The following is a 22,422-nucleotide window of genomic DNA, read 5'->3' on the forward strand; positions in this document are numbered from 1 at the left end:
CAGACCTCGGCTCTCAGAACAGGAAGTAGCGCTGGGCCATGGGCAGTTCCGCGGCCGGTGTCGCCTCGACCAGTTCCCCGTCGATGTACACGGCGAAGCTGTCGGGATCGACCCGGACGGTGGGACGCGCGTCGTTCTCCCGCATGTCCGCCTTGGTCACCCCACGGGTCGACTCGATGGCGACGAACCGCTTCCCGAGCTGGAGCCGCTCCGGCAGCCCGTCCTCGATCGCCAACGGGGCGACGAAGTTGAAGGAGTTGGCGGCCGGTGCCCGTCCCATCGCCCCGTACATCGGGCGCGGCAGGATCGGCTGGGGCGTCGGGATCGACGCGTTGGCATCGCCCATCTGCGCGTAGGCGATCTGCCCGCCCTTGAGGACGAGGTGCGGCTTGACCCCGAAGAACGCCGGCTCCCAGAGCACGAGGTCGGCGAGCTTCCCGGTCTCCACCGAGCCGATCTCCCGGGCCAGCCCCTGCGCGAGGGCCGGGTTGATCGTGTACTTGGCGACGTACCGCCGTACCCGGTGATTGTCGGCCCGCCCGTCGCCGGGCAGCGCGCCCCGTCGCCGCTTCATCACGTGCGCGGTCTGCCAGGTCCGCAGGATCACCTCGCCGACCCGCCCCATGGCCTGTGCGTCGGAGGAGATGATGGAGATCGCGCCGAGGTCGTGGAGTATGTCCTCCGCGCCGATGGTCGAGGGCCGGATCCGCGACTCGGCGAAGGCCAGGTCCTCCGGCACCGCCGGGTTCAGGTGGTGGCACACCATCAGCATGTCGAGGTGTTCCTCGGCGGTGTTCACCGTGTACGGCCGGGTCGGGTTCGTCGAACTCGGCAGCACGTGCGGTTCGGAGACGACGGTCATGATGTCGGGGGCGTGCCCGCCGCCCGCGCCCTCGGTGTGGTACGCGTGGATGCCCCGCCCGCCGATCGCGGCGAGCGTGTCCGCCACGAAACCCGCCTCGTTGAGCGTGTCCGTGTGGATGGCGACCTGGATGCCCGTCCGGTCGGCGACGGTCAGGGAGGCGTCGATGACGGCCGGGGTCGATCCCCAGTCCTCGTGCAGCTTCAGGCCCAGTGCCCCGCCCCGGATCTGGGACAGCATGGCCTCGTGCGAGACGGTGTTGCCCTTGCCGAGGAATCCGATGTTGAGGGGGTACTGCTCCATCGCCTCCAGCATCCGGGCGAGGTGCCACGGACCGGGGGTGACGGTGGTCGCCTTGGACCCCTCGGCGGGGCCGGTGCCACCGCCCACCAGTGTCGTGATGCCCGCCGACAGCGCCTCGTCGGCGATCTGCGGGCAGATGAAGTGGACGTGCGCGTCGACCCCGCCCGCGGTGAGGATGCGCCCGTTGCCGGCGATGACCTCGGTCTCGGGGCCGATCACCAGGTCGGGGTGGACACCGTCCATGGTGTCGGGGTTGCCGGCCTTGCCGATGCCGGTGATCCGGCCGTCGCGGATGCCGATGTCGGCCTTGACGATGCCCCAGTGGTCGATGATCACGGCACCCGTGATGACCGTGTCGGGGGTGCCGTCTGCGCGCGTAGCGCGCGACTGGCCCATGGACTCACGGATGACCTTGCCGCCGCCGAAGACCGCCTCGTCCCCGGCGAGTCCGGGCCCGCCGGAGCGGTCCTCCTCGATCTCGACAATCAGGTCGGTGTCGGCCAGCCGGATCCGGTCGCCGGTGGTCGGCCCGAACAGGTCGGCGTAGGCGGCGCGGGAGATCTCAGGCATCGAGGGCACCTCCGGTCTCGCCGCGCAGCCCGGGGACCACACGGGCGCCGGTGAGCGGGACGAGTTCGACGTCGACGGGGATCCCGGGCTCGAAGCGGACGGCGGTGCCGGCGGCGACGTTCAGCCGCTTGCCGCGCGCCGCGTCCCGGTCGAACTCCAGTCCGGGGTTGGCCTCGGCGAAGTGGTAGTGGGAGCCGACCTGGACGGGCCGGTCGGCGGCGTTGAGGACGGTCATCCGGGTGACCTCGCGGCCCGCATTGAATACGACGGGTTCGTCGGCGAAGAGAACCTCTCCGGGAATCATCGGCGGCCCCCTCAGACGATCGGGTCGTGGACGGTGACGAGTTTGGTGCCGTCCGGGAAGGTCGCCTCGACCTGGACGTCGTGGATCATCTCGGGGATGCCCTCCATGACGTCGTCCCTGGTGAGCAGCTTGCGCCCGGAGGCCATGAGTTCGGCGACGGTACGGCCGTCGCGGGCCCCTTCGAGGATGTGCGACGTGATGAGGGCGACCGCCTCGGGGTGGTTCAGCCGGAGCCCGCGGGCCCGGCGCTTCTCGGCGACGTCGGCCGCCACATGGATCAGCAGCCTCTCTTGCTCGTGCGGGGTCAGTTGCACGTCCCACCTCACAGTCCTCGCTCCGGACCGTGCGGGGTCCGGTTGCCGCAGCCACCCGTCCGGACACAAAACCGCTGGTGGCGTGGATGGGCAGGCTAGTTCGCCGGAGTTTCAACGACGTTAACCGGGCCGTGGTCGCGCCGAGCGGCCGCCGGAACGGCGTTCAGCGCACCGCGCGGACCACCAGATCGGCCAGCTGCCGGCCCGCCGCCTCGTCGAGGGGTGCGTGGTCGAGGAGCAGGCGGTACCAGAGCACGCCGTAGACGACGTCGATGAGCAGTTCGGGGTCCAGACCGGCGGCGATCTCGCCGCGCACCTTCGCCCGTTCGAGGAGTTCACCGAGGGCGGCGCGGCGGCTGAACAGGAACCGTTCCCGGAACGCGACCGCGAAGACCGGGTCGAGCAGGGCCTGGGCCATCAGCCCGATCAGGACCGGCCGCCGGCCGCGCTGCCGGAACGTGGCGGTCAGGAAGGCCGTGAGGTCGGCGGGCAGTGACCCCTCGTCCGGGACGGCGATCTCCGTCTCCGCCAGGTCGAGCATGGCGTCGAGCACGACGTCGGCCTGGGACGGCCACCAGCGGTAGATCGTCTGCTTGCCCACGCCCGCGCGGGCGGCGATGCCCTCGATGGTGAGCCCGGCATAGCCGTGCTCCTGCAAGCCGTCCATGGCCGCCGCGAGGATCGCGCGCCGCGCCTCCTCGCTGCGCGGCCTGCCCTGCCGTCGCTCACTCGTCATGGAACCCACTTTACAAGACGCCACGTCTCGATAATCCTAATAACGAGACGTGGCGTTCCGAAAAGAGGTCGAGCATGCGCGTTGTGATCATGGGTGGGACTTCCGGCATCGGTCTGGCCACCGCACGGAGGCTGGCGGACGACGGCGCCGAGGTGATCGTCACCGGGCGTGATCCGGAAAGACTGGCCGCCGCCAAGCACGTCGTGACGGCGGCGGAGCAGGTGGACAGCACGTCAGAGGAGGCGGTGACGGCGTTCTTCGACCGGACCGGGCCCTTCGACCATCTGGTGCTCGCGTTCAGCCCGGGCGCGGTGGGCCTCGGCCCGATCGCCGACGTCGGGCTCGCGGACGTCAGGGCGGCGTTCGACGGGAAGCTCTTCCCCAATCTGTTCGCCGTCCAGCGCGCACAGGTGACCGGCTCGATCACGCTGATCTCGGCCTCCACAGCGCGCTCGGCGCTGGCCGGGACGGTGACCCTGGCAGCGGTCAACGGGGCGATCGAGCGGATGGTTTCACCACTGGCGGCCGAGCTGGCGCCCGTTCGGGTGAACGCGGTCTCGCCGGGCGCCGTCGACACGCCCTGGTGGGACTTCCTGCCCCAGGAGCAGCGACAGGCACAGTTCGCGGCGGCCGCGGACACGGTGCCGGCCGGACGGGTGGGGCGCCCCGAGGATGTCGCCGCCGCCGTCCGCTATCTCGTGGACGCCACCTACGTGACCGGCTCGGTCCTGCCGGTCGACGGGGGCTTCACCATCGCCTGACGAGGCCCCGTGACACCCGATCGGCCCTCCCCCGGACACTCCGCGGGAGGGCCGACGTCATGCCGGTGGTCAGGAGCCCGCGGCTCCCCGGTGCTCCGCCGCGATGCCGAAGCGGCCACGTTCGGGGCGTACGGCGGTGGCGGTCTCGCGGACCGTGGAGACCGAGCTGACCACGTGGTCGGCGTGCTCCTCGGCGGGTTCCGGGAGCCCTTCGAGGCGCTCGAGGTCGGCGGCGGAGACGAGGGCGACCAGGGGCTTGCCGTGGCGCGTCACCACGACGCGCTCACCGCCGTACACCACCCGGTTGATCAGTTCGGCGAGCTCAGCCCTGGCTTGGGTCACCGGAATCTCGTAGGCCATGAACCCAGCTTACGGGGCACCCCGGGCAACGCCTTGTGTTCGGCGAGAGCGGAATCCCCACCCCAGGCTATGTACGTCCTGTACATTTTTTACAGAGGGCTCGGCCGCCGAGCCGCCCGGCCATGAGGAGGGGTACGCCATGACCCGACCGTCCGCCCGCTACGTCCTGCCCGAGTTCACGGAACGCACGGCCACGGGGCAGCTCACCCTGGATCCGTACTCGAAGCTCCTGGAGGAGCGGATCGTCTTTCTCGGCACACCCGTCGACGAGACCTCGGCCAATGACGTGATGGCGCAGTTCATGTATCTGGAGTACGCGGCTCCGGAGCGGGACATCTCGCTGTACATCAACTCCCCGGGCGGGTCGTTCAGCGCGACGGCCGCGATCTACGACACGGTCCAGTACGTGAGCTGTGACGTGGAGACGATCTGCCTCGGGCAGGCCGGGGCGTCGGCGGCGGTACTGCTCGCGGCCGGCACACCGGGCAAGCGGTCCATGCTGCCCGGCGCGCGCATCGTGCTCCAGCAGCCGTCACTGCCGGAACCGGTGCGGGGCCAGCCGAGCGATCTGGCCATCCAGGCCGAGGAGTTGGACCGGGTCCGGACACTGCTCGAAGGGATGCTCGTGCGGCACACCGGGCGCACGGCGGAACAGGTGCACCGGGATCTGGAGCGGGATCTGGTCCTGGACGCGCAGGAAGCGCTGGCCTACGGGCTGGTGGACCGGGTCGTACCCAGTCGCCGGTCCTCGCTCGGCCTGCCGGACGCGGGGTGAGCCGCCGATGCTGCCGCCGGAACTTCCGCCGCTGCCCGCGCTGACCCGCGCCGAGGGCGAGCTGATCGACCGTTACCTGGACGTGGTGGATCTGCTGGGCCGGATCAATCCGGCGCAGAACGAGGACACCTACCGCGGGCTGCGCGCCGCGCAGGCGCTGGTGCGCGCGGCGTCCGAGCTGCGTGACGCGCTGACCCTGATGCATCGTCGGGGCGAGACGGAGCTTCACGGGGACACGCTGGCACGGGCGTTGCGGGTGCTCGACGGTGAGCGCCGGACCGCTCGCGTCGCACTCCCGCCCGACTGCGTACGGTGACACCCGGCGGACTCCGGCCCCGCGCGTCGACGGCGCGACCGGGCCGGAGTCGAAACGACCCAACGGAGTTACCGCCGTTCGGCGGAGCATGGCGTGGTTTTACCTGCCCGCAGAGGCCGCTCAGCCCGCCCGTGCGGGGGTGCCCGCGAACGGCTTCCGCGCAGGTCCGGGGCTACGCAGGGCAGTTGACGGAGAATCGAACAAAGGATTGTCCACCCGAACGGGTGGGTGGTGAGTAACCCCACAAATCCCCGATTCCGTTGGGATTTTCGGACACGAGTGAGTGAAGATCCCTGTCTGACGACAAGCCCCCGCCACAGCGGCGGGGCGGTCCGGGCGGACGCCGAGTCCTGCCGCCGCCCGGATTGACCCGTCGACAGAAGTGCATCGGCAGGAGTGGAGGACCCAAGCACGACGGGTCGCCGGAACGGTCACACCACGACCGGGCCGAGCGGCCCTTGGGGTGAAGCCGTGGCAACACGGCCGGGCAACTTCGCCAGCCCGAATCCGACAGGTCATCCTTCACAGGCGGCTGACGAAGGGTTGCGCATGACTGCGCTCAATCGTGTTCCGTCGCTGATGGCCCGGGCCGGTACGGCCTCGGCACTGACCATCGCCGCCGTGGGCGGCTCGATCGTGATCCCGGGTGTCGCCTCCGACGCCTCGGCCGCCACGATGGCGACGAAGGCACTTCAGGTCGCCGCCTCGAAGAAGGGCGCGCCCTACAGGTGGGGAGCCACCGGGCCGAACAGGTTCGACTGCTCCGGGCTCACGCTGTACTCGTTCAAGAAGGCCGGCAAGAGCCTGCCCCGTACGGCGGCCCAGCAGTACAACAAGACCCGTCACATCTCGGCCGGCAACCGCAAGGCCGGGGACCTGGTCTTCTTCCACTCGGGTTCCAGCGTCTACCACGTCGGCATCTACGCCGGGAAGGGAAAGATCTGGCACGCCCCGAAGACCGGGGACGTGGTGAGGCTCCAGAAGATCTGGACGCGGAGCGTCTGGTACGGCCGGGTCAGCTGATCCGCGGCGGCGGCCGGCGGGAACTCGGGGCTACGGTTCCTGCTGGCCGGCCGCGGTGACGGTGCCGGCCGGGACGGTCCAGGGAAGTTCGATGGACACTGTCTTGCCGCCCTCCCGGGTGGGGCGCACCCGGAGCTTGCCGCCGCACTCGGCGGTCAGCCAGCGGATGATGACCATGCCGCGCCCGTTGTCCTGCTGGACCGCGGCGGGAAGTCTCTTGGGAAAGCGCGGATGACTGTCCGTGACGCCGATGCGCAGTTGTTCGTCACGGTCGAGCACGAGGTCCACCGTGAAGGTGGGTGACTGCCCGAAGGTGTGCTGCACGGCGTTGGTGGCGAGTTCGGAGACGATGAGACGGATGGTGTCCGCGGTCTCCGTCTCCGGCGGCAGTCCCCATTCGGCGAGGATGTCCAGCACGTAGGAGCGGGCGGTGGAGACCGAGGCGGGATCGCTCGGCAGAGTGACGGATGCTTCCAGGTGGTCTGCCATGGCGACGTCGTCCCTTTCCTCGGGACCGGAGTCCGACACGGTGCGGATGGTTCGAGTACGGTCCCGGACTGGTGCTTCTTCGCCAGACTGCCATTACCGGGCCGGTCAGGGGAGCGATCCACCAAGATATGCATATATCTGTCGCTCGAAGCGGTGAACTCTGCTACCTCAGACCGTATTTGGGCGGCTCGGAAGGAGTAAGGAGTAGCCCATGCAGAACGGTCCCGCGGTACGCCGCCGGAAACTGGGCGCCGAACTGCGCACACTGCGCACCGGCGCCGGCCTCACGAGCGGTGAGGCCGCCCGTCTGGTGGGCTGGCATCAGTCGAAAGTGAGCCGGATCGAGACCGGCGCCAGCGGTGTGAAACCGGCCGATGTGCGGTTACTCCTGGACGCCTACGGCGTGGTCGAGGGGCAACTGCGCGAGTTGCTCCTGGTGTTGGCGGGGTCGGAGGATACAGCAGGACGGCACCACTGGTGGCACGCCTATCGTGGGGTACTGCCGCCCGCCTACCGGGATTTCATCAGCCTGGAGTCGCAGGCCAGCGCCATGCGCACGCTGGAGACCTCGGTCGTTCCCGGGCTGCTGCAGACCTCGGAGTACGCGCGTGCGGTGACCCGGGCCGCCGTGGACGGGCGTGACGACGAGGCCCTGGACGCCCTGGTGGAGGTGCGTCTGGCCAGGCAGGACGTACTGCGCAACGATCCGCCGCTGGAGCTCAGCGCGGTCCTGGACGAGGCGGTGCTGCGCCGGGAGGTGGGCGGCCCCGGCGTGATGGCGCGGCAGCTGCAGCGGCTGATGGAGGCGGCCCGCTTGCCCCAAGTACGGCTCCAGGTGCTGCCGTTCGCGGCCGGGGCACATATCGGCATCACCGGGCCTTTCGTAATCTTCTCATTTCCGAGCACTTCTGATCTGGACGTGGTTGTTATCGACCAGTTGACGAGTAGCCTCTACCTGGAGCGGAAAGAAGACCTCCAGGCCTACACGGAGGCCTTCGACACACTCCGGATCCACGCCCTTTCGCCCGAGGACTCGTTGGATTACATCGCCGTGATAGCTGACGGCGCGTAAGGAGGCACCATGACTGCACTGCCTCGGAACGTACCTTCAAGTGCTGATCTGCACGGATTGCGGTGGCTGCGCAGCAGCTACAGCACCGGAGCGAACAACTGTGTGGAGACGGCACGGCCGCGCTCCGGCCCGTCGGCCGGACTGCTCGCCGTGCGCGACTCCAAGGCTCCGGCAGGACCCGCGCTGCTCTTCTCCCCCGAGAGCTGGGCGGGTTTCATGACCGCGCTCGCCGACTGATCAGCCCAAGAAGAGTCTGATCAGATTCGAACGAAAGCGATCAGAACGAAACTGATCAGACGCCGACCCGTGTTCCATGCCCGACTCCGTATCCGCTTGCGAGCCAGGCCCGGCCGTGTCACGCCGACTCATGGTCGTGTCTCGCCGATCACACGTACAGCGCGTTCGATCTCGGCCCCGGAGAGGTCCGCACGGGCGGTCAGCCTGAGCCGTGAGATGCCGTCCGGCACCGACGGCGGACGGAAACAGCCCACGGCCAGGCCTGCCGTCCGGCAGTCGGCCGCCCACTGCACGGCCTGCTCCGGGGACGGGGCCCGCACGGAGACCACCGCGGCGTCCGGACGCACCGCTTCCAGACCCGCGGCGGTCAGCCGCGCGTGCATTTCCGCGGCCACCTCGCGGGCCCGGTCCGCGCGCCCGGGCTCACGGCGCAGCAGCCGCAGGGCCGCCAGCGCCGCTCCCGCCGCGGCCGGGGCCAGGCCGGTGTCGAAGATGAAGGTACGGGCCGCGTTGACCAGATGGTCGATCACCCGGGCCGGGCCCAGCACCACGCCGCCCTGGCTGCCCAGCGACTTCGACAGGGTCGCCGTGACCACCACGTCGTCGGCACCGGAGAGCCCGGCCGCGTACGGCGCGCCCCGCCCGCCGTCCCCGAGGACCCCGAGCCCGTGGGCGTCGTCGACCAGCAGTCCGGCGCCGCGCTCCCGGCACGCCTCGGCCAGCGCGGCCAGCGGTGCCGCGTCCCCGTCGACCGAGAACACCGTGTCGGAGACGGCCACCGCGGGCCCCTCGTGCGTCCCGAGCGCCTTGCGCACGGCGTCCGGGTCGGCGTGCCCGACGACCTGGGTGGTGCCCCGGGCCAGTCGGCAGCCGTCGATCAGGGAGGCGTGGTTGAGCGCATCGGAGACGATCAGGGAGCCGTGCGGACCGAGCGTGGTGACGGCGGCGAGGTTGGCCGCGTAGCCGGAGGAGAAGACCAGGGCGGCCTCGAACCCGCAGAATCCGGCCAGCTCCCGCTCCAGTTCGGTGTGCAGCTCGGTGGTGCCGGTCACCAGCCGGGAGCCGGTGGAGCCGCCGCCCCAGGTCCGGGCCGCCCCGGCGGCGCCCTCGGCGACCTCCGGATGGTGGGCGAGGCCCAGGTAGTCGTTGCTCGCCAGGTCCAGCAGCGGCGAGTCGGCGGGGCGGGGGCGCAGGGTCCGTACCAGTCCGGCGCGGCGGCGCTGCTCCGCCTGGTCGTCGATCCAGCCGAACGCCATGGCCCCTCCGATGATTTTGTAGGCAGTGGACAGACCCTAGCGGGGCCATCGGCCCCCCACTGTGTGGCAATACCCACACGTGGTTTCATCAAGCAAGGAAAACATCCAGGTCAGAGGCTATATCACGCCCTGGACTGAAGATCGTCTCTCACATCACGGACCGGCCGCGCTCTCAGGCGGCGCCGATTTGAGTAAGTGGCTGCTGCTGCGCGACCGCACAGCCAAGCGCCTGTAACCGGCGCACCACCAGCAGCCTCACTTCAGGAACGCGTCAGTCGCCCAAGACGCCGTCGAGGCAGTCCTGCACCGGCCCGTACAGGCCGCGCGGAACCAGCCTGCGGACAATCGCCCTGCGAGGCCCAGACGACCCCTGTGACTTCCCTGACGCTCACCGGGGCGTTTTCGTGTGTGCGCTCAGGTCAGCGCAGGCCGTCTGTGTCGTCGTGCTCTTCGCCGACTGGGAGTGGCCGACGGTCGTCCCACGGGCCCTCGCTGTAGATGACCGCGGAGACCGCGCTGTCGTAGGCATCATTGAGGCCGTTGCCGCATGTGCCGAGCACGTTCTCCCGGAGCTGTCGGGAAATCAGTGAGATGCGTGTCGGGTCAGGTTGCCGTTGACGCTGCGGCCATGACATAGCGGGCGAGGTCGCAGGGGTCGACGGGTCGGACGGGGAGCGGCTCGCTGTGGTGGCCGTGCCGCTCGAGCAGGGGGCGGACCTGCTTCAGGAGGGTGCGCATCTGGTTTCCGCCGATCTTCAGGAGATGGGCCGTGGGTGAGACGGGCAGGCCGCGCTGGTCGGCCCAGACGATGTTCTCGGTGCCATACCGCCGTGCGTCACTTTCCGGCACTGATCAGGCCGGGATACGCTCATTCACAGCCCGTAACGATCGTGGATGTCCCGCGCCCGACAGCGATCCGCCGGGTTCTGGACGAGCTAGTGCGCCTGCGCGGCCTCCGCCTTCTCTTCGGCGAGCCGGCTGTCAATCCCCTCGCAGTGTGGAGACGATCTATGCGGCTAGTCCCTCGACGAGGGTGGCTCGGTAGTCTCGTTCGTAGTCGATCGGGCTCTTGAACCTGCATACGCTGTGTAGCCGCCTGGCGTTGTAGAAGTCGGTGATCCAGGTGGCGATCCTGATCAAGGCCCTCACCGGTGTCGATCTCCGTCATATCGCCCGCCCAGACGAGGTCCAGCTCCTCGGCACTGAAGTCCCGTCGCCCGAAGTCCTGGGCCGCGAGCCTCTTGCCCGGCCTGGTCAGCGACCGGCGCCGACGGACCTTGCGCCCGGCCAGCCCGAGCTCGGCCATGGCCTTGGCGACGGTGTTCACCGATACCCGCCAGCCCCGCCTGACCAGCTCGATGAACACTTTCGGCAAACCGTAGGTGCCGCCCGAGTCGTGGAAGATCTCCTCGATCTCCTCGGCCAGGTGCTGCCGGCGCACCGCACGGGCGGTCGGCGGCCGATCCCGCCACTTGTAGTACCACGACTCGGACACGCCCAGCGCCCGGCAGGCGGTGCGATACGGAATGCTGTCCTCGGCCTTGCAACTGCTGATCACCCCGACCGCCACTGCCGGGTCCGCTTCAGCTACTTCACCCACAAGGCCACGAATCGCTTGCACACATCACGCCATGACCAGTTCCTGGTTGTCCCGCTTGAGCTGGGCGTTCTCCCGCCGCAACCGCTCCAGCTCGTCACTCTCACCGACCGGAGCGGTCCCTGCCCGGCAGGCACGGGAGACCCAGCTCGCCAGGGCGGTCTCGTTGATCCCCAGGTCGTCGGCAACCTCGGCGATCGTCTTGCCGGTCTCCGTGACGATCCGCACCGCACCCTCACGGAACTCCGGATCGAACTTCCGTCGCTTCTCCGCCATGACTCCCGACTTCCCCGGCAGTCACGGTCTTCACGCTACGAGGGGAGGGACAAACGGCTGCTCGGAATCGCGGCCATGGTCGCGATCAGGAACAAGAACTCCTACCTCGGCGTCTTCTTCCGACGCCTGGCCGCCCGACGTGGCGGCAAACGAGCCCTGGTCGCCGTGATGCACAAACTCGCCATCGCCATCTGGCACGTCCTGCACGACAAGACCCACTACCGGGAACTCGGCGCCGACCACTTCACCCGCCGCGACCCGGAACGCGCCATGCGCCGCATGCTCAAGGAGGCCAACAGCCTGGGCCTGACCATCCGCTTCGAACCCATCACGGCCTGACCGGCTGACTCACCCACGAGTCATTTTCGTGTCAGTCCCCACCGCGGCGCAGGTGCGGCGACCGGCTGCGCCCGTGCCACGCATGACACGGACGCGGCCGGAACAGGTCACGTGGACACGATCCGCCACTGTTGCCGCTCTGCCCGGGTGTAGGTCCACTGGTTGACGGCCGCCCCGTCCGCCGTCGATCCGTTGTCGACGTTGAGCGCGAGCCCGGAGAGCCTGTTGGTGAGGTAGAAGTAGCCGTCGCCAGTCGGGGTCACCGCCCAGTGCTGTTGCGGAACAATGTCGTCCGACCAGATGTCGGTCTTCCCGCCGTTCACCCGGGAGAGTCCGCCCACCTCCAGAACCTTGCCGCTGCTCACACTCCGGATTGTGTAGTAGCCGTCGCCGCTGGAGACGAAGGTCCACTTCTGGTTGTCCTGGTCGCGCCACGGTTGCTGGCGTACTTCGGTGCCGTTGGCGGTTCCGTCGGCGAGCACATCGACCACCTGGCCGCTGGCACGGTTCACCAGCCGGTACACGGTCGAGTCGCCCGGCAGTGCGCGCGACACCAGGGTGGGCTTCTTCCTCCTGCCACCGATCCGCACACCGCCCACGTTCGCGTAGCCGCCGGTGCCCTCCTCGACCTCGATCCGCACGTACCCCACGTTGCGCGGACTCCATTCCACGACCTTCAGGGCCCGGCTGCCGCCCCAGATACCGCCCCCCACCTCCGTGAAGCGGGTGCCGTCGGTACTGGTGTGGACCTTGTACGAGATGATGTCGCCGTCGCTGGTGTTGTTGCGACCCCACTGCTTGGGCAGGTACTCGAGCGTGGACACGTTGCTCCAGACCCCGCCGAGGTCGATGGTGATCGAGTGCGGCAGGTCCAGGCTCCATGTCGACCAGCAGGTCTCGAAGTTCTTGTCGCTGAGCCCGTCGATCGCGTTCATGGGGCCCTCGCCGTCGTGGAAACCGCTGGCGTAGGCGCTGACCGGTGTCACCGGGTGTTCGGCGCGCGGCAGTTGCGCGGGGAGCGGCGGGCGGGACTTGTCGGGCCGCCAGGCCGAGCCCACCTCGGCCAGTCTCTTCACGATGTTGTCGTCGAGTCTGCCGTCTCGGTTGGGCGGGCAGTTGAGAATGAACGACGTGTACTTCGGCTCCAGGTCGACCAGATGGGACAGGATCGACGCCTTGCTGACGGGGTTGGTGGTGGGCGTCGAGGGGTGCCAGAACCATCCGTTGCTGATCGTCTGCCCCTGCAGGGCGGCGTGCGTGTTCCCTTCCGGCGCGGTGATGCCCAGGGGCTCCTCGAAGTAGATGGCGTCACCGAGGAACGGCACGGACAGTCCACCGTGGTCGATCATCACGATGTCCGGCTGGAGGGACTTCACATGTTCGCGGATCCGCTGGTACGAGACTGCCTGCTGTCCCATCTGCCAGGCGTAGCCGTCGGTGACGAACATGTCGATGTCGCCGTAGTTCGTCAGCAGTTCGGTGATCTGGTGGAGGATGTACGTCACATCACCGGGCACGATGGTCTGGTCCGCCCCCACCCCGTGCCGGGTGTCGTACCCCTGGACGCCGTACGAGCGGTCCCAGATCGAGAAGTACAGGCCGACGTGGAGCCCCTCCGCCCTGAACGCCTTCACGTACTGGGCGACGATGTCCTGCTGGTAGCCGCTCTTTGCAACGTTGTATTCGTTGTACTTGGTCGGCCAGAGGCAGAAGCCGTCGTGGTGCTTGGTGGTGAGCACGCCGTAGCTCATCCGTGCCGCCTTGGCCGCCTTGGCCCACTGCGCACAGTCCACCTGGGAGGGGGCGAAAAGGGCGGGGCTCTGGTTGGGCGCGGCCCACTCCTCGTCGGTGAACGTCCCCATGTTGAAGTGGTTGAACATGCCGAACCGCATGTCCACCAGTCTTCTCAGCGCGGTCTTCGAGCTGGTTGCGGCCTCTGCGGGGGAACCAGACAGGGCGGGCAGCGTGGCGGCCGCGGCGGTGACTCCGGCGGCGGTGAGGACGGAACGGCGGGACGGGCTTCCTGGCGGCATGGTCTGGCTCCTGGGTTCAGAAGGTGCGTTGTCCGGCGCGCCTCGGAGAGATCGGTGCATGGGGTGGACAGGGATGGGGCCGCTGGAGGGCGGTGATGCCGTGCGGTCGTCCCTCCCGATTCCACGGAGCATGTGGGGCCGCCCGTCGAACGGATGACGGTCCTGCGGTGTCGACGACCGAGCCGACGTGGGACGTCACCTCGGCCACGGTGCGGGCGTCGCCGGATGTAGGCATGAATTTCTTGCATGTAACCAGGCCATGTCAACCGTCTTGCTGGGATGAAAGTTGCTTCAGCTTCCCCAGGCAACCCTTTATGTCCCATTCATTTCGCTTGTTTGCCATCAGGCATCCCATGTCTGGAGTGGTGGAGGGGCTCCATCACGGGCTAGGCCAGCCAGAGGTTCCCATAGCGGTAGTAGGGCATGCCTCCGACCTCCGGCTCGGCGCCGGAGACGCCTCGGGAGGCGTCGAGGATGTCGATGTACGCGGGGATGATGAAGGTGCCGCGCTCGTACTGGATCCGCTGCATCTGGTGGATGAGTTCGGTGCGTTGGGCGTCGTCGGTCCGGCGGATCGCCTGCCTGAAGAGAGTGTCGTACTCGGCGTCGTGGAAGTGGGTCGAGTTGGCGGTCGAGCCGGGGCCGTCGGTGTAGGTCGCGGAGATCAGGATGTTCCCGGTGGACGGGATGTTGGCCGCGAACGGGAAGTTGAGCCCCTGGCTGCCGAAGAAGGTGCCCGCGTCGACCTTGTCCACGTGGACCGTCACCCCGGCCCCCTTGGCCTGTTCGGCGAAGACCTCGGCGCCGCTGATCATGCCGGACAGCAGGTCGCTGGTGGTCAGGCGGACCTCCAGGCCGTCGCCGTGCCCGGCCTGTCTGAGCAGTGACTTCGCCCTGTCCAGATCCTGGTGGCGCTGCGGAAGAGAGCGGTCGAAGGCTGGGTCCTGCCAGGCGAACAGGTCGTTGGCCACGGTCGCGTAGCCGAGCACCGACGACTTGATCAACGCGGGCCGGTCGACGATCAGCCGGAACGCCTCGCGGACCCGGTTGTCGTTGAACGGCGCGACATCGGCCCGCATTCCGAACGCCTCGATGGCCGCCTTGCTCGATTTGACGACTCGTATGCCGGTCTCCCCGGACAGGGTCGACGCCAGCGGATAGGGCACGCCGTCGACGATGTCGATCTGGCCGGTCTTGAGCGCGTTGAGACGCGAAGTGTCGTCGGCGAAGTCGATGATGTGCAGCTCGTCGACGTACGGGTGCCCGGGTCGCCAGTAGTTCTCGAACCGGGTGAACACCGACTGCCGGCCGGGCTGGAAACTCTGGTACTTGAACGGCCCGGTACCCACCGGCCGGTGTGGGTCGAAGTCGACCGGAACCACGTAGACGAACGTCGACATCGCCTCGGGCAGCGGTACGAACCCGGAGGTCAGCCCGATTCGGACGGTGCGGTCATCGATCTTCCGCAACTGTTTGGGATCGATCATCGCGAGGCTTCCGGCGTAGGGCGACGCAATGGACGGGTCGAGTGTCCGTCTGATCGTGTGGATCAGGTCGTCGGCCGTCAGGGTCTTGCCGTTGTGGAACTCCACACCCTTTCTGAGCCGGACCGTCCACACGTCGGCCGTGGCGTTGGAGCTGTACTCCTCGGCCAGCCACTTCTGTATCCGGTAGTCCGCGTCGGGGCTCCAGACGTTGTCGAACAGCGCCCCCGCCCTCGCGGTGTCCAGGGCGTTCATGCCCTTCGCGGGGTCGAGGGTGTCGCTGAAGCTGCCCCCGGTCATGCCGTGCCGGAGCACACCGCCCCGTTTCGGGGCACCGTATCGCAGTTGTTCCTTTCCGGCCCCCTGCTCGGGCTTGCCGGGCTGGGCTCCGCCACAGGCGGTCAGCGCCGCGCCGCCGAGCAGCGTGGCCCCGCCGAGAGCGCCGTACCTGAGCAGGTCACGGCGGCTCGGGAACGGCCCGCCGGTCAGCACGTCGGTCATCTGGGCTCCTTCAACAAGAACTGTCTGCCGGGATGTCCGGGCCACCAGGACTGGCCGGGGCGTCAACGAGCGAGAGGGAGTCGCGGATCAGCGTCAGGGTGTACGCGGCCGTGGCGTGGTCGAGCACCCCGTGCACCGGACCTACCTCCGCCAGCCTGCCGTTGTGAAGCACCGCTACCCGGTCGGCGATCTGCCGGACGACGGCGAGGTTGTGGGTGACGAAGAGCATGGTCAACCGCTGCTCGGACTGGAGCCGTCCGAGCAATTCCAGGATCGAGGCCTGCACGGACACGTCCAGCGCCGACGTGATCTCGTCGCAGATCATCAGCGTCGGACGGCATGCGACGGCCCGTGCGATCGCCGCTCGTTGCCGCTCGCCGCCGGAGAGGTCACGCGGCAACCGGTCGGCCAGACCGGGCGGGAGCGAAACCAGCGCGAGTGCCTCCCGTGCCTGCTCGCGGGCCTCCTCGTCGGAGACGCCGAAGAAGTGCCGGATCGGGGCCATGATGCTGCTGATGACGGTGCGCCGTGGGTTCAGCGCACGGTCCGGGCTCTGGAAGACGTACTGGATGGTGCGCTGACTCTGCCGGTCGCGCTCGTGTGCCTGCCCGGCCAACTCCTTCCCTTCGTAGCGGACCGTGCCCGTCCACTGTCCGGTGAGCCCGACCAGTGACCGGGACAAGGTGCTCTTGCCCGAACCGGACTCACCGACCAGAGCCAGGCACTCGCCCTGCCGGACATCGAGGTCGATGTCGAAGAGAGCCTGCGCCGAGCCGTAGTACGCGCTGAGGCCGCGTACCTCCAGCAGTGCCGGGGGTGCCTGGGCGGAGGCGGGATCTTCCGTCGGGGACGAGTGGGCCGGCTGGGCGGCGCAGGTTCCACTCACCGGTTCCCAGCAGGCGACATGGTGGGCGGGGCCGACGAGGGTGATCGGGGGGTGCTCGTCCGCGCAGTGTTCGGTGGCGTGCCGGCAACGGGGCGCGAAGGGGCACCCCTCGGGCCGGTCCCCGGGGCGCGGCGCGGTGCCGGGGAGCCTGCCCAGTGTCCGACGGCCCGCGACATCGGGGACGGCGGAGAGCAGGGCGCCGGTGTAGGGGTGCGCGGGGGTCTCGAAGACGGCCTGCCGGGTGCCGATCTCCGCGATCCGGCCGCCGTAGACGACCAGCACCCGGTCCGCCAGATGCCGTACGACGGCGAGGTCGTGCGTCACGTGGACCGCGGCGACGTTCCGGGAACGGCACTGTTCGCGCACGATCTCCAGGATCCGTGCCTGGGTGGTGACGTCCAGGCTGGTGGTCGGCTCGTCGAGCACGATCGCGCCGGGCCGCAGGAGGAAGGCCATCGCCAGCAGTACACGTTGCAGCTGTCCGCCGGAGAGCTGGTGGGGGAACCGGGCCAGGAATCCTTCGTCGGACGGAAGCCGTACGTCAGTGAGTGCCGATGCGACGGCGTCCGACCGCTGCCGCGCGGAGAGGTCGGCGGCGTGCTCGCGCAGCACGTCGTGCAACTGCCAGCCGATCCGTCGGCCCGGGCTCAACGCCGAGGCGGGATCCTGCGGTACGTAGGCGATGCGCGCCCCACGCAGCCTGCTGAGCTCGCGCGGTTGCAACGCCAGCAGGTCGACGCCGTCGAGCAGGACGCTGCCGCGCGCAGTACGAGCCCCCAGTCGGGCATGGCCCAGCAGCGCCGTGCCGATGGTGGTCTTGCCGCAGCCGGACTCGCCGACCAGCGCCACGATCTCGCCGGGCCTGACGTCGAAGGAGATCCCCTGAACCACCGGTGTCCCGTCGGCGAGTTCCACCCGCAGGTCACGTACTTCCAGTCCGTGGCTCATGAGGCGGTACTCCGCTCGACTCCGGTGAAGCTTCGGCCGACGCCTTCGGCGAGGGCGTTGGTCGCGATCGTGAAGAGGGTGATCATCACGATCGGGGCCACTACCGCGAGTGGCTGTACGGTCACCCCCGAGAAGTTCTCGGAGATCATCAACCCCCAGTCCGCGGCGGGCGGTTGGACGCCGAACCCGAGGAAGCTGATGCCCGCGACCAGGCCGATCGACCAGGTCAGCAGGGCTCCCGCCTGGACCAGCACGGGGGTGAGGACGTTGGGCAGCACCTCCTGCAGGACGATGTCCCGTCGGGAGAAACCCATGGCACGCGCGCTCTCGACGTGCTCCCGGCCCACCACCTCGAGCGTCAGGCCGCGTACCAGCCGGACGACGACGGGCAGGAAGCTCAAAGCGGTGATCATCACGATGATCCAGGGATCGCGCCCGAGGAGCACGATGAACATCAGCACCATCACGATGTCGGGCAGCGCGAGCAGCACGTCCATCGACCAGACGGTGGCCGCGTCGGTCCGGCGCCCCGAGTAGCCAGCGATCATCCCGATGGTGACACCGACCACGAGGGTGATCGCGGTGGCGGCGAACGACATCCAGATGACCGACCGGCCTCCGCAGAGGATCCGGGACAGCACGTCCTCGCCGAGGAAATCACCGCCGAGCAACATGTCCGGGCCCGGAGCCTGGAACGGCACTCCGACGATCGCGCTGGGCGGGTGCGGTGCAAGCCAGGGGCCGCAGACACCGACGAGGATGATCAGCGCCGTACCGGCCGCGCCGGCCTTCGACCCGCGGTCGGAGAAGTACCTGCCCATCCAGCGGGGCCCGGCGCGGCGCGTCGCCGGCCGGGTGTCGCTCGCGACGGCCGTCATCGCATGCCTCCAGAGGTGCGCAGTCTCGGGGTGAGGAGCACGGTGAGCACGTCGGCCGCGATGTTGGCGACCACGATCCCGGCCGCGAAAACCATGCAGACGGCCTGGATGACGGGCAGGTCCCGGGTGGATTCGGCGTTCTGGAACAGCGTCCCGAGGCCCGGGTAGTTGAAGATCACCTCGACGATCACGATGCCGCCGAGCAGATAGCTCAGGGTCAGGGCCGAGGACTGGATGGCCGGGACCAGAGCGTTGGGCAGGGCATGCCGCCACACCACGTTGCGCTCCGCGATCCCGCGCAGCCGCGCCATGGCCACGTATTCGGAGTCCAGCTCCTCGATCATCGCCGCCCGCGAGAGCCGGATGGTGTACGGAGCGGAGATGAGGGTGAGCGCCAGTGCGGGCAGCACGAGCTGTCGCACCTCGGTGAACGCCGAAGCTCCCGGCGGAAGGATGGTGCTGGCGGGCAGCACGGTGAGCACCGAGGTCGCGAAGAACAGCACCACTCCGGTGGCGATCACGAAATCGGGCAGCGCCAGCAGGGTGAGCACGACGGGGCCGGTCACCCGGTCGGTGAACCGGTCGCGGTGCACCGCCAGCCAGGTTCCGATCATGATGGGAAGCGGGATGGCCACCGCCGCCGCGTACGTCATCAGGGCCAGCGAGTCCTGCAGCCGGTCCGCGACCACGCTGCTCACCGGCCTGCCGGCGGCCAGCGACTGCCCGAGGTCCCCGGTGAGAACACCCCGCAGCCAGCGCCAGTACTGCTCCCACAGCGGCCGGTCCAGCCCCAACTGGTGTCGGAGATGCGCGAGTTGCGCCGGGGTCGCCCGGCGCCCCAGGATCGCCTGCGCCGGGTCCGAGGGCAGCACCTGGGTGGCCAGGAAAACCAGCAGCGACACCACGAGCAGGACCACCACACCGCTCAGGACCCGCCGCAACAGCCACCCGCCGAGCCCCGAGCCGCGCCAGCCGCCGCCCGGGGCGTCCTTCCCTGCCCGTGCCATCAGCGTGCGCCGTCCACGGGTGCCAGCGAGCCGTCTGGGCTGATCCGGCGGACGGTGGCGACGACGGCGGCGACGATACGGTCGGCCTCGGCGTCCGTCAGCACCAGGGGTGGCACCAGGTTGACCGAGCCGTGGTAGTACATCGCCAGGACTCCGTGGTCGTCCCTGAGCACCGAGTCGATGACCTCCTCACCGATCGGCAGCTCCGCCCCGGTCGCCCGGTCCGCGGTCAGGTGCACGCCCAGCATCAGGCCGCAGCCGCTGACATGGTCCACCACCGGCACCGACGCGAGTTCTGCGGCCAGTCGGTCCTTCATCCGCCGCCCCAGTTCCGCCGACCGCCGCACCAGTCCCTCGGCCTCGATCACGTCGAGGTTGGCGTTCGCGACCGCGCAGGCGACCGCGTGCCCCCCGTAGGAGCCGCCGCCCTCGGCACCGTTGATCGCCGTGGCCACCTCCGCGGAGAGCAGCAGGGCCGCCAGCGGCGCGTAGCCGCTCGCGATGCCCTTCGCGACGACGATGATGTCCGGCTCGACTCCGTAGAGGTTGGCCGCGAACCAGTCACCGCACCGGCCGAAGGCCGTCACGACCTCGTCGAAGACCAGCAGGATGCCGTTGGCCCGCAGGAGTTCGCTGACCCGCGGCCAGTAGTCCGCGGGCAGTTCGGCCATGCCGGGACCGGCCATCACCGGTTCGGCGAAGAGCGCGGCGATGTTCTCGGCACCCAGCTCGTCGATGGTGCGCCGCAGCGCCTCGACGCAGTGGTCGGTCGGGTCGGCCCCCTCGAACCGGGCCGAGTTCTGCGGAAGTGGTGCGATCACCTGGCGGACCTGGGGCAGCATGGGGCCCAGGCCCATGTCGGAGGTGAATCCCTGCAGGGCCGCCCCGGAGTAGCAGCGCCCGTGGAAGCACCCCTCCAGGGACAGGATCCAGGTGCGGTCCGGTTCGCCGCGCCGGGCGTGGTAGAGCCGGGCGAACCGGAACGCGTCGTCGTCGGCTTCCGAGCCACAGCTCGCGAAGCGGACGCGTGCCATGTTCGGCGGAGCCTTCGCCAGCAGCCGTTCGGCGAGCTCGACGGCGGGCCGGCTGGTGAGGACTCCCTCCGTCGAGACGTGCCCGAGCCGTTCGGCCTGCCGGCGTGCGGCCTGCGCGAGTTCCGGCCTGCCGTGCCCCACGTGTGTCAGCCACGCGGCGGACTCCGCGTCCAGGAAGGCGCGGCCGTCGCTGTCCCATACGGTGGCGCCCTCGCCGCGGACGATCACCGCGCGTTCGGTGACGCCGGCGTCGAGCCACGGGTGCTGTACGACCGCGCGGTCGCGTTCGGCCCAGGTCGCGGGTGTGCTCACGGTTCCCTCCTCAGGATCGATCCGTCGGGCCGGACCCTGGCCAGGGCGCCCTGCAAAGCCGTGCCGAGGTGCTCGGCCTGCGCCTCGGTGAGGACCAGCGGCGGTGCGACGGTGACGATGTTGGCGGTGACGCCGACGATCACCCCGTAGTCCTGCCGGATGACCCGTTCGAGTACCACCGGGTTCACCGGGCAGGGTTCGAGGGTCTCCTGGTCCGCGACGAGTTCGACGGCGGCCAGCAGGCCGAGGCCGCGGACGTCGCCGACGGCGTCGAGCCGCCGAAGCGGTGCGAGCGCCTTCGCCAGGTGGCGCCCCACCTCTGCGGCGTTGGCGACCAACGCCTCCTTCTCGATCACGTCCAGGACGGCGGCGGCCACCGCGCAGGCGGCGGCATGGCCTCCGTAGGAGCCGCCGCTGTCGGCGCCGGCCAGTACTTCGGCGGCGCGCTCGCTGTAGAGGAGGGCCGCCAGCGGCAGGTAGCCCCCTGCGATCCCGTTCGCGGTGATCACCAGGTCGGGCGTCAGACCGTGGTGCTCCGCCCCGAACCACGTGCCGGTGCGTCCGAACCCGGTGGTGACCTCGTCGAGCACCAGGGGGATGTCGAACTCGGCGAGCAGCGCGGTCACGCCGGACCACCAGCTCTGCGGCAGGGGTACGACCAGGTCCCGGGCCCCCAGCACGGGTTCGGCGAAGAGGGCGGCGACACGGGTCGGGCCGATCGTCTCGATGGTGGCGCGCAACTCGCGCAGACAGTGCTCGACGGACGTCCCGGCCGGATCCGACGGAAGCTCGCGCGGCGCCGCCACCTGGACGAACCCGGGCAGTACGGGCCCGTAACCGGCACCGTCGTCCCAGCCGCGGAGGGCTGCCCCGGCCAGTGTCCGACCGTGGTAGGAACCGTTCAGCGAGATGATCCAGTGCCGTTCGGCGTGTCCGCGTCGGTGCTGGAACTCGCGGATCAGCCGGACCGCCTCGTCGCAGGCCTCGGAGCCGCTGCTGACGTAACTCACCTTGCGGATACCGGCCGGTGCGCGGGCCAGGATGCGCTCGGCCAGGGTGATGGCGGGAGGGTTGGTGACGTTGCCGCCGGTGCCGAAGTGTTCCAGTGTCAGTATCTGCTCGGCCATGATCTCGGCGATCCCGGCACGGCCGTGACCGATCTGGGTGAACCGTCCCCCGGCGTAGGCGTCCAGGTACTCCAGGCCGTCCGCGTCGTGGACCAGGCTGCCGCGCCCCTCCACGATCACCAGGCGTTCGTCCGTCTCGTCGCCGATCGAGGGATGCTGGATCACGGCACGGTCGCGCGCGGCCCAGGCCGCGCCACTGTCGATGGAGGTCTTCCCGCAATCATTCGCTGGTGTAAGGATCGAGCGCCCTCCGGAGATCTTCCGCTCGGCGGGCCACCGGCAGGGAGCCAGGACCGGACCGGTCAGCGGTGTCTTCCGGACAGACTGGCCCGTTCCCGGCTTCGGCAGTAGTGGTGCGCACGGAGCGTGCGCCTACCGACAACTGGAGGACAGCGGAAGTCAAGTTCGAGGCGCCGCGAAGCGCCGGAGCCCGCATGCCTCGACCGGTCCGCCTCGGTGGACGGGAAAGCCCTCACACACTTTGGCAGGCGGGTTCCACACCATCAGGTTTCCCAAGAATCGCGCAGCAGGTATTGACGATCCCCGCGGGGTCACTAAGCTCCCACCATCCGAAAAACCGACCAACGTTCGGTATTCCGGACGATCTGTCGGCCGTAGAGCA

Annotated in this window: 24 protein-coding genes and 1 riboswitch; of the genes, 7 read left to right on the top strand and 17 right to left on the bottom strand. The window is 69.3% G+C overall.

Features of this window, described 5'->3' with window-relative positions; genetic code table 11:
• Positions 1-13: 13 nt before the first annotated feature.
• From ACFWPS_RS25285 to ACFWPS_RS25300, 4 genes are all read right to left on the bottom strand, one after another.
• Entirely contained in the window at positions 14-1,735 is a 1,722-nt protein-coding gene (locus ACFWPS_RS25285; protein WP_383708442.1) for an urease subunit alpha, read from the bottom strand.
• Positions 1,728-2,039 (bottom strand): urease subunit beta, encoded by a 312-nt coding sequence (locus ACFWPS_RS25290; protein WP_383708443.1) that lies wholly within the window; start codon positions 2,037-2,039, stop codon positions 1,728-1,730. Before ACFWPS_RS25290 ends, ACFWPS_RS25285 begins: the two co-directional genes overlap by 8 nt.
• A gap of 11 nt (positions 2,040-2,050) precedes the next feature.
• Positions 2,051-2,353, bottom strand: a complete 303-nt coding sequence (locus ACFWPS_RS25295) for an urease subunit gamma (protein ID WP_037782101.1) — start codon at positions 2,351-2,353, stop codon at positions 2,051-2,053.
• A 163-nt stretch (positions 2,354-2,516) separates the two neighbouring features.
• Entirely contained in the window at positions 2,517-3,089 is a 573-nt protein-coding gene (locus ACFWPS_RS25300; RefSeq protein ID WP_383708444.1) for a TetR/AcrR family transcriptional regulator, read from the bottom strand.
• A gap of 74 nt (positions 3,090-3,163) precedes the next feature.
• On the opposite strand from ACFWPS_RS25300, the gene ACFWPS_RS25305 reads away from it, so the two are divergent.
• A complete protein-coding gene (locus tag ACFWPS_RS25305) occupies positions 3,164-3,850 on the top strand; it encodes an SDR family oxidoreductase (RefSeq protein WP_383708445.1) in 687 nt (228 codons plus the stop codon).
• Positions 3,851-3,919: 69 nt separating this feature from the next.
• Here the strand turns inward: ACFWPS_RS25305 and ACFWPS_RS25310 are convergent, their stop codons facing one another.
• Positions 3,920-4,210 (bottom strand): type II toxin-antitoxin system Phd/YefM family antitoxin, encoded by a 291-nt coding sequence (locus ACFWPS_RS25310; protein WP_383708446.1) that lies wholly within the window; start codon positions 4,208-4,210, stop codon positions 3,920-3,922.
• A gap of 139 nt (positions 4,211-4,349) precedes the next feature.
• On the opposite strand from ACFWPS_RS25310, the gene ACFWPS_RS25315 reads away from it, so the two are divergent.
• The 3 genes from ACFWPS_RS25315 (at position 4,350) to ACFWPS_RS25325 (ending at position 6,324) form a co-directional block, all read left to right on the top strand.
• On the top strand, positions 4,350-4,985 hold the full coding sequence (locus ACFWPS_RS25315) for an ATP-dependent Clp protease proteolytic subunit (protein WP_383708447.1): 636 nt from the start codon (positions 4,350-4,352) through the stop codon (positions 4,983-4,985).
• Between the two features lie 7 nt (positions 4,986-4,992).
• Positions 4,993-5,301 (top strand): hypothetical protein, encoded by a 309-nt coding sequence (locus ACFWPS_RS25320; RefSeq protein WP_217551763.1) that lies wholly within the window; start codon positions 4,993-4,995, stop codon positions 5,299-5,301.
• Between the two features lie 361 nt (positions 5,302-5,662).
• Positions 5,663-5,847: riboswitch (cyclic di-AMP (ydaO/yuaA leader) on the top strand.
• A 3-nt stretch (positions 5,848-5,850) separates the two neighbouring features.
• Positions 5,851-6,324: a C40 family peptidase gene (locus tag ACFWPS_RS25325; protein WP_383708448.1), complete on the top strand. Its 474-nt coding sequence runs from the start codon at positions 5,851-5,853 to the stop codon at positions 6,322-6,324.
• Positions 6,325-6,354: 30 nt separating this feature from the next.
• Here ACFWPS_RS25325 and ACFWPS_RS25330 read toward each other — a convergent pair whose 3' ends face one another.
• Complete coding sequence (locus ACFWPS_RS25330) at positions 6,355-6,813, bottom strand: ATP-binding protein (protein ID WP_383708494.1); 459 nt, start codon at positions 6,811-6,813, stop codon at positions 6,355-6,357.
• A 211-nt stretch (positions 6,814-7,024) separates the two neighbouring features.
• On the opposite strand from ACFWPS_RS25330, the gene ACFWPS_RS25335 reads away from it, so the two are divergent.
• Positions 7,025-7,885: a helix-turn-helix domain-containing protein gene (locus ACFWPS_RS25335; protein ID WP_383708449.1), complete on the top strand. Its 861-nt coding sequence runs from the start codon at positions 7,025-7,027 to the stop codon at positions 7,883-7,885.
• Positions 7,886-7,894: 9 nt separating this feature from the next.
• A complete protein-coding gene (locus ACFWPS_RS25340) occupies positions 7,895-8,122 on the top strand; it encodes a DUF397 domain-containing protein (protein ID WP_383708450.1) in 228 nt (75 codons plus the stop codon).
• 128 nt (positions 8,123-8,250) lie between these two features.
• On the opposite strand, the gene ACFWPS_RS25345 is transcribed toward ACFWPS_RS25340, so the two are convergent.
• The 4 genes from ACFWPS_RS25345 to ACFWPS_RS25360 form a co-directional block, all read right to left on the bottom strand.
• Entirely contained in the window at positions 8,251-9,378 is a 1,128-nt protein-coding gene (locus tag ACFWPS_RS25345; RefSeq protein WP_383708451.1) for an 8-amino-7-oxononanoate synthase, read from the bottom strand.
• 603 nt (positions 9,379-9,981) lie between these two features.
• Positions 9,982-10,227 carry a hypothetical protein gene (locus ACFWPS_RS25350; protein ID WP_383708452.1) on the bottom strand — a complete coding sequence of 82 codons (246 nt, stop codon included), beginning with the start codon at positions 10,225-10,227 and terminating at the stop codon, positions 9,982-9,984.
• Between the two features lie 19 nt (positions 10,228-10,246).
• On the bottom strand, positions 10,247-10,999 hold the full coding sequence (locus ACFWPS_RS25355) for an IS3 family transposase (protein WP_383708453.1): 753 nt from the start codon (positions 10,997-10,999) through the stop codon (positions 10,247-10,249).
• 3 nt (positions 11,000-11,002) lie between these two features.
• Complete coding sequence (locus ACFWPS_RS25360) at positions 11,003-11,251, bottom strand: transposase (RefSeq protein WP_383708454.1); 249 nt, start codon at positions 11,249-11,251, stop codon at positions 11,003-11,005.
• A gap of 75 nt (positions 11,252-11,326) precedes the next feature.
• Here ACFWPS_RS25360 and ACFWPS_RS25365 point away from each other — a divergent pair, with 75 nt between their 5' ends.
• Positions 11,327-11,590, top strand: a complete 264-nt coding sequence (locus tag ACFWPS_RS25365) for a hypothetical protein (RefSeq protein WP_383708455.1) — start codon at positions 11,327-11,329, stop codon at positions 11,588-11,590.
• Positions 11,591-11,697: 107 nt separating this feature from the next.
• On the opposite strand, the gene ACFWPS_RS25370 is transcribed toward ACFWPS_RS25365, so the two are convergent.
• From ACFWPS_RS25370 to ACFWPS_RS25400, 7 genes are all read right to left on the bottom strand, one after another.
• Positions 11,698-13,623 carry an alpha-L-fucosidase gene (locus ACFWPS_RS25370; RefSeq protein WP_383708456.1) on the bottom strand — a complete coding sequence of 642 codons (1,926 nt, stop codon included), beginning with the start codon at positions 13,621-13,623 and terminating at the stop codon, positions 11,698-11,700.
• 386 nt (positions 13,624-14,009) lie between these two features.
• Positions 14,010-15,608, bottom strand: a complete 1,599-nt coding sequence (locus tag ACFWPS_RS25375; protein ID WP_383708457.1) for an ABC transporter substrate-binding protein — start codon at positions 15,606-15,608, stop codon at positions 14,010-14,012.
• Between the two features lie 10 nt (positions 15,609-15,618).
• On the bottom strand, positions 15,619-17,442 hold the full coding sequence (locus ACFWPS_RS25380; RefSeq protein WP_383708458.1) for an ABC transporter ATP-binding protein: 1,824 nt from the start codon (positions 17,440-17,442) through the stop codon (positions 15,619-15,621).
• Complete coding sequence (locus ACFWPS_RS25385; RefSeq protein ID WP_383708459.1) at positions 17,439-18,320, bottom strand: ABC transporter permease; 882 nt, start codon at positions 18,318-18,320, stop codon at positions 17,439-17,441. The genes ACFWPS_RS25380 and ACFWPS_RS25385 overlap by 4 nt, the downstream gene beginning before the upstream one ends.
• Positions 18,317-19,327 (bottom strand): ABC transporter permease, encoded by a 1,011-nt coding sequence (locus ACFWPS_RS25390; protein WP_383708460.1) that lies wholly within the window; start codon positions 19,325-19,327, stop codon positions 18,317-18,319. The genes ACFWPS_RS25385 and ACFWPS_RS25390 overlap by 4 nt, the downstream gene beginning before the upstream one ends.
• Entirely contained in the window at positions 19,327-20,673 is a 1,347-nt protein-coding gene (locus tag ACFWPS_RS25395) for an aspartate aminotransferase family protein (RefSeq protein WP_383708461.1), read from the bottom strand. Before ACFWPS_RS25395 ends, ACFWPS_RS25390 begins: the two co-directional genes overlap by 1 nt.
• The gene (locus tag ACFWPS_RS25400) at positions 20,670-21,965 is read right to left on the bottom strand and encodes an aspartate aminotransferase family protein (RefSeq protein WP_383708462.1); all 1,296 of its coding nucleotides are present in this window, start codon (positions 21,963-21,965) and stop codon (positions 20,670-20,672) included. Before ACFWPS_RS25400 ends, ACFWPS_RS25395 begins: the two co-directional genes overlap by 4 nt.
• Positions 21,966-22,422: the final 457 nt, after the last annotated feature.

Source organism: Streptomyces sp. NPDC058457 (assembly GCF_042720695.1).
Taxonomy (GTDB): domain Bacteria; phylum Actinomycetota; class Actinomycetes; order Streptomycetales; family Streptomycetaceae; genus Streptomyces.

Excerpts from the sequence above, each read along its gene's own strand:
- ACFWPS_RS25290 (WP_383708443.1), bottom strand. The coding sequence starts at position 2,039 with ATGATTCCCGGAGAGGTTCTCTTCGCCGACGAACCCGTCGTATTCAAT.
- ACFWPS_RS25340 (WP_383708450.1), top strand. The coding sequence starts at position 7,895 with ATGACTGCACTGCCTCGGAACGTACCTTCAAGTGCTGATCTGCACGGA.
- ACFWPS_RS25285 (WP_383708442.1), bottom strand. The coding sequence starts at position 1,735 with ATGCCTGAGATCTCCCGCGCCGCCTACGCCGACCTGTTCGGGCCGACC.
- ACFWPS_RS25305 (WP_383708445.1), top strand. The coding sequence starts at position 3,164 with ATGCGCGTTGTGATCATGGGTGGGACTTCCGGCATCGGTCTGGCCACC.
- ACFWPS_RS25320 (WP_217551763.1), top strand. The coding sequence starts at position 4,993 with ATGCTGCCGCCGGAACTTCCGCCGCTGCCCGCGCTGACCCGCGCCGAG.
- ACFWPS_RS25300 (WP_383708444.1), bottom strand. The coding sequence starts at position 3,089 with ATGACGAGTGAGCGACGGCAGGGCAGGCCGCGCAGCGAGGAGGCGCGG.
- ACFWPS_RS25310 (WP_383708446.1), bottom strand. The coding sequence starts at position 4,210 with ATGGCCTACGAGATTCCGGTGACCCAAGCCAGGGCTGAGCTCGCCGAA.
- ACFWPS_RS25385 (WP_383708459.1), bottom strand. The coding sequence starts at position 18,320 with ATGACGGCCGTCGCGAGCGACACCCGGCCGGCGACGCGCCGCGCCGGG.
- ACFWPS_RS25365 (WP_383708455.1), top strand. The coding sequence starts at position 11,327 with ATGGTCGCGATCAGGAACAAGAACTCCTACCTCGGCGTCTTCTTCCGA.
- ACFWPS_RS25325 (WP_383708448.1), top strand. The coding sequence starts at position 5,851 with ATGACTGCGCTCAATCGTGTTCCGTCGCTGATGGCCCGGGCCGGTACG.
- ACFWPS_RS25390 (WP_383708460.1), bottom strand. The coding sequence starts at position 19,327 with ATGGCACGGGCAGGGAAGGACGCCCCGGGCGGCGGCTGGCGCGGCTCG.
- ACFWPS_RS25330 (WP_383708494.1), bottom strand. The coding sequence starts at position 6,813 with ATGGCAGACCACCTGGAAGCATCCGTCACTCTGCCGAGCGATCCCGCC.
- ACFWPS_RS25360 (WP_383708454.1), bottom strand. The coding sequence starts at position 11,251 with ATGGCGGAGAAGCGACGGAAGTTCGATCCGGAGTTCCGTGAGGGTGCG.
- ACFWPS_RS25380 (WP_383708458.1), bottom strand. The coding sequence starts at position 17,442 with ATGAGCCACGGACTGGAAGTACGTGACCTGCGGGTGGAACTCGCCGAC.
- ACFWPS_RS25370 (WP_383708456.1), bottom strand. The coding sequence starts at position 13,623 with ATGCCGCCAGGAAGCCCGTCCCGCCGTTCCGTCCTCACCGCCGCCGGA.
- ACFWPS_RS25335 (WP_383708449.1), top strand. The coding sequence starts at position 7,025 with ATGCAGAACGGTCCCGCGGTACGCCGCCGGAAACTGGGCGCCGAACTG.
- ACFWPS_RS25375 (WP_383708457.1), bottom strand. The coding sequence starts at position 15,608 with ATGACCGACGTGCTGACCGGCGGGCCGTTCCCGAGCCGCCGTGACCTG.
- ACFWPS_RS25345 (WP_383708451.1), bottom strand. The coding sequence starts at position 9,378 with ATGGCGTTCGGCTGGATCGACGACCAGGCGGAGCAGCGCCGCCGCGCC.
- ACFWPS_RS25315 (WP_383708447.1), top strand. The coding sequence starts at position 4,350 with ATGACCCGACCGTCCGCCCGCTACGTCCTGCCCGAGTTCACGGAACGC.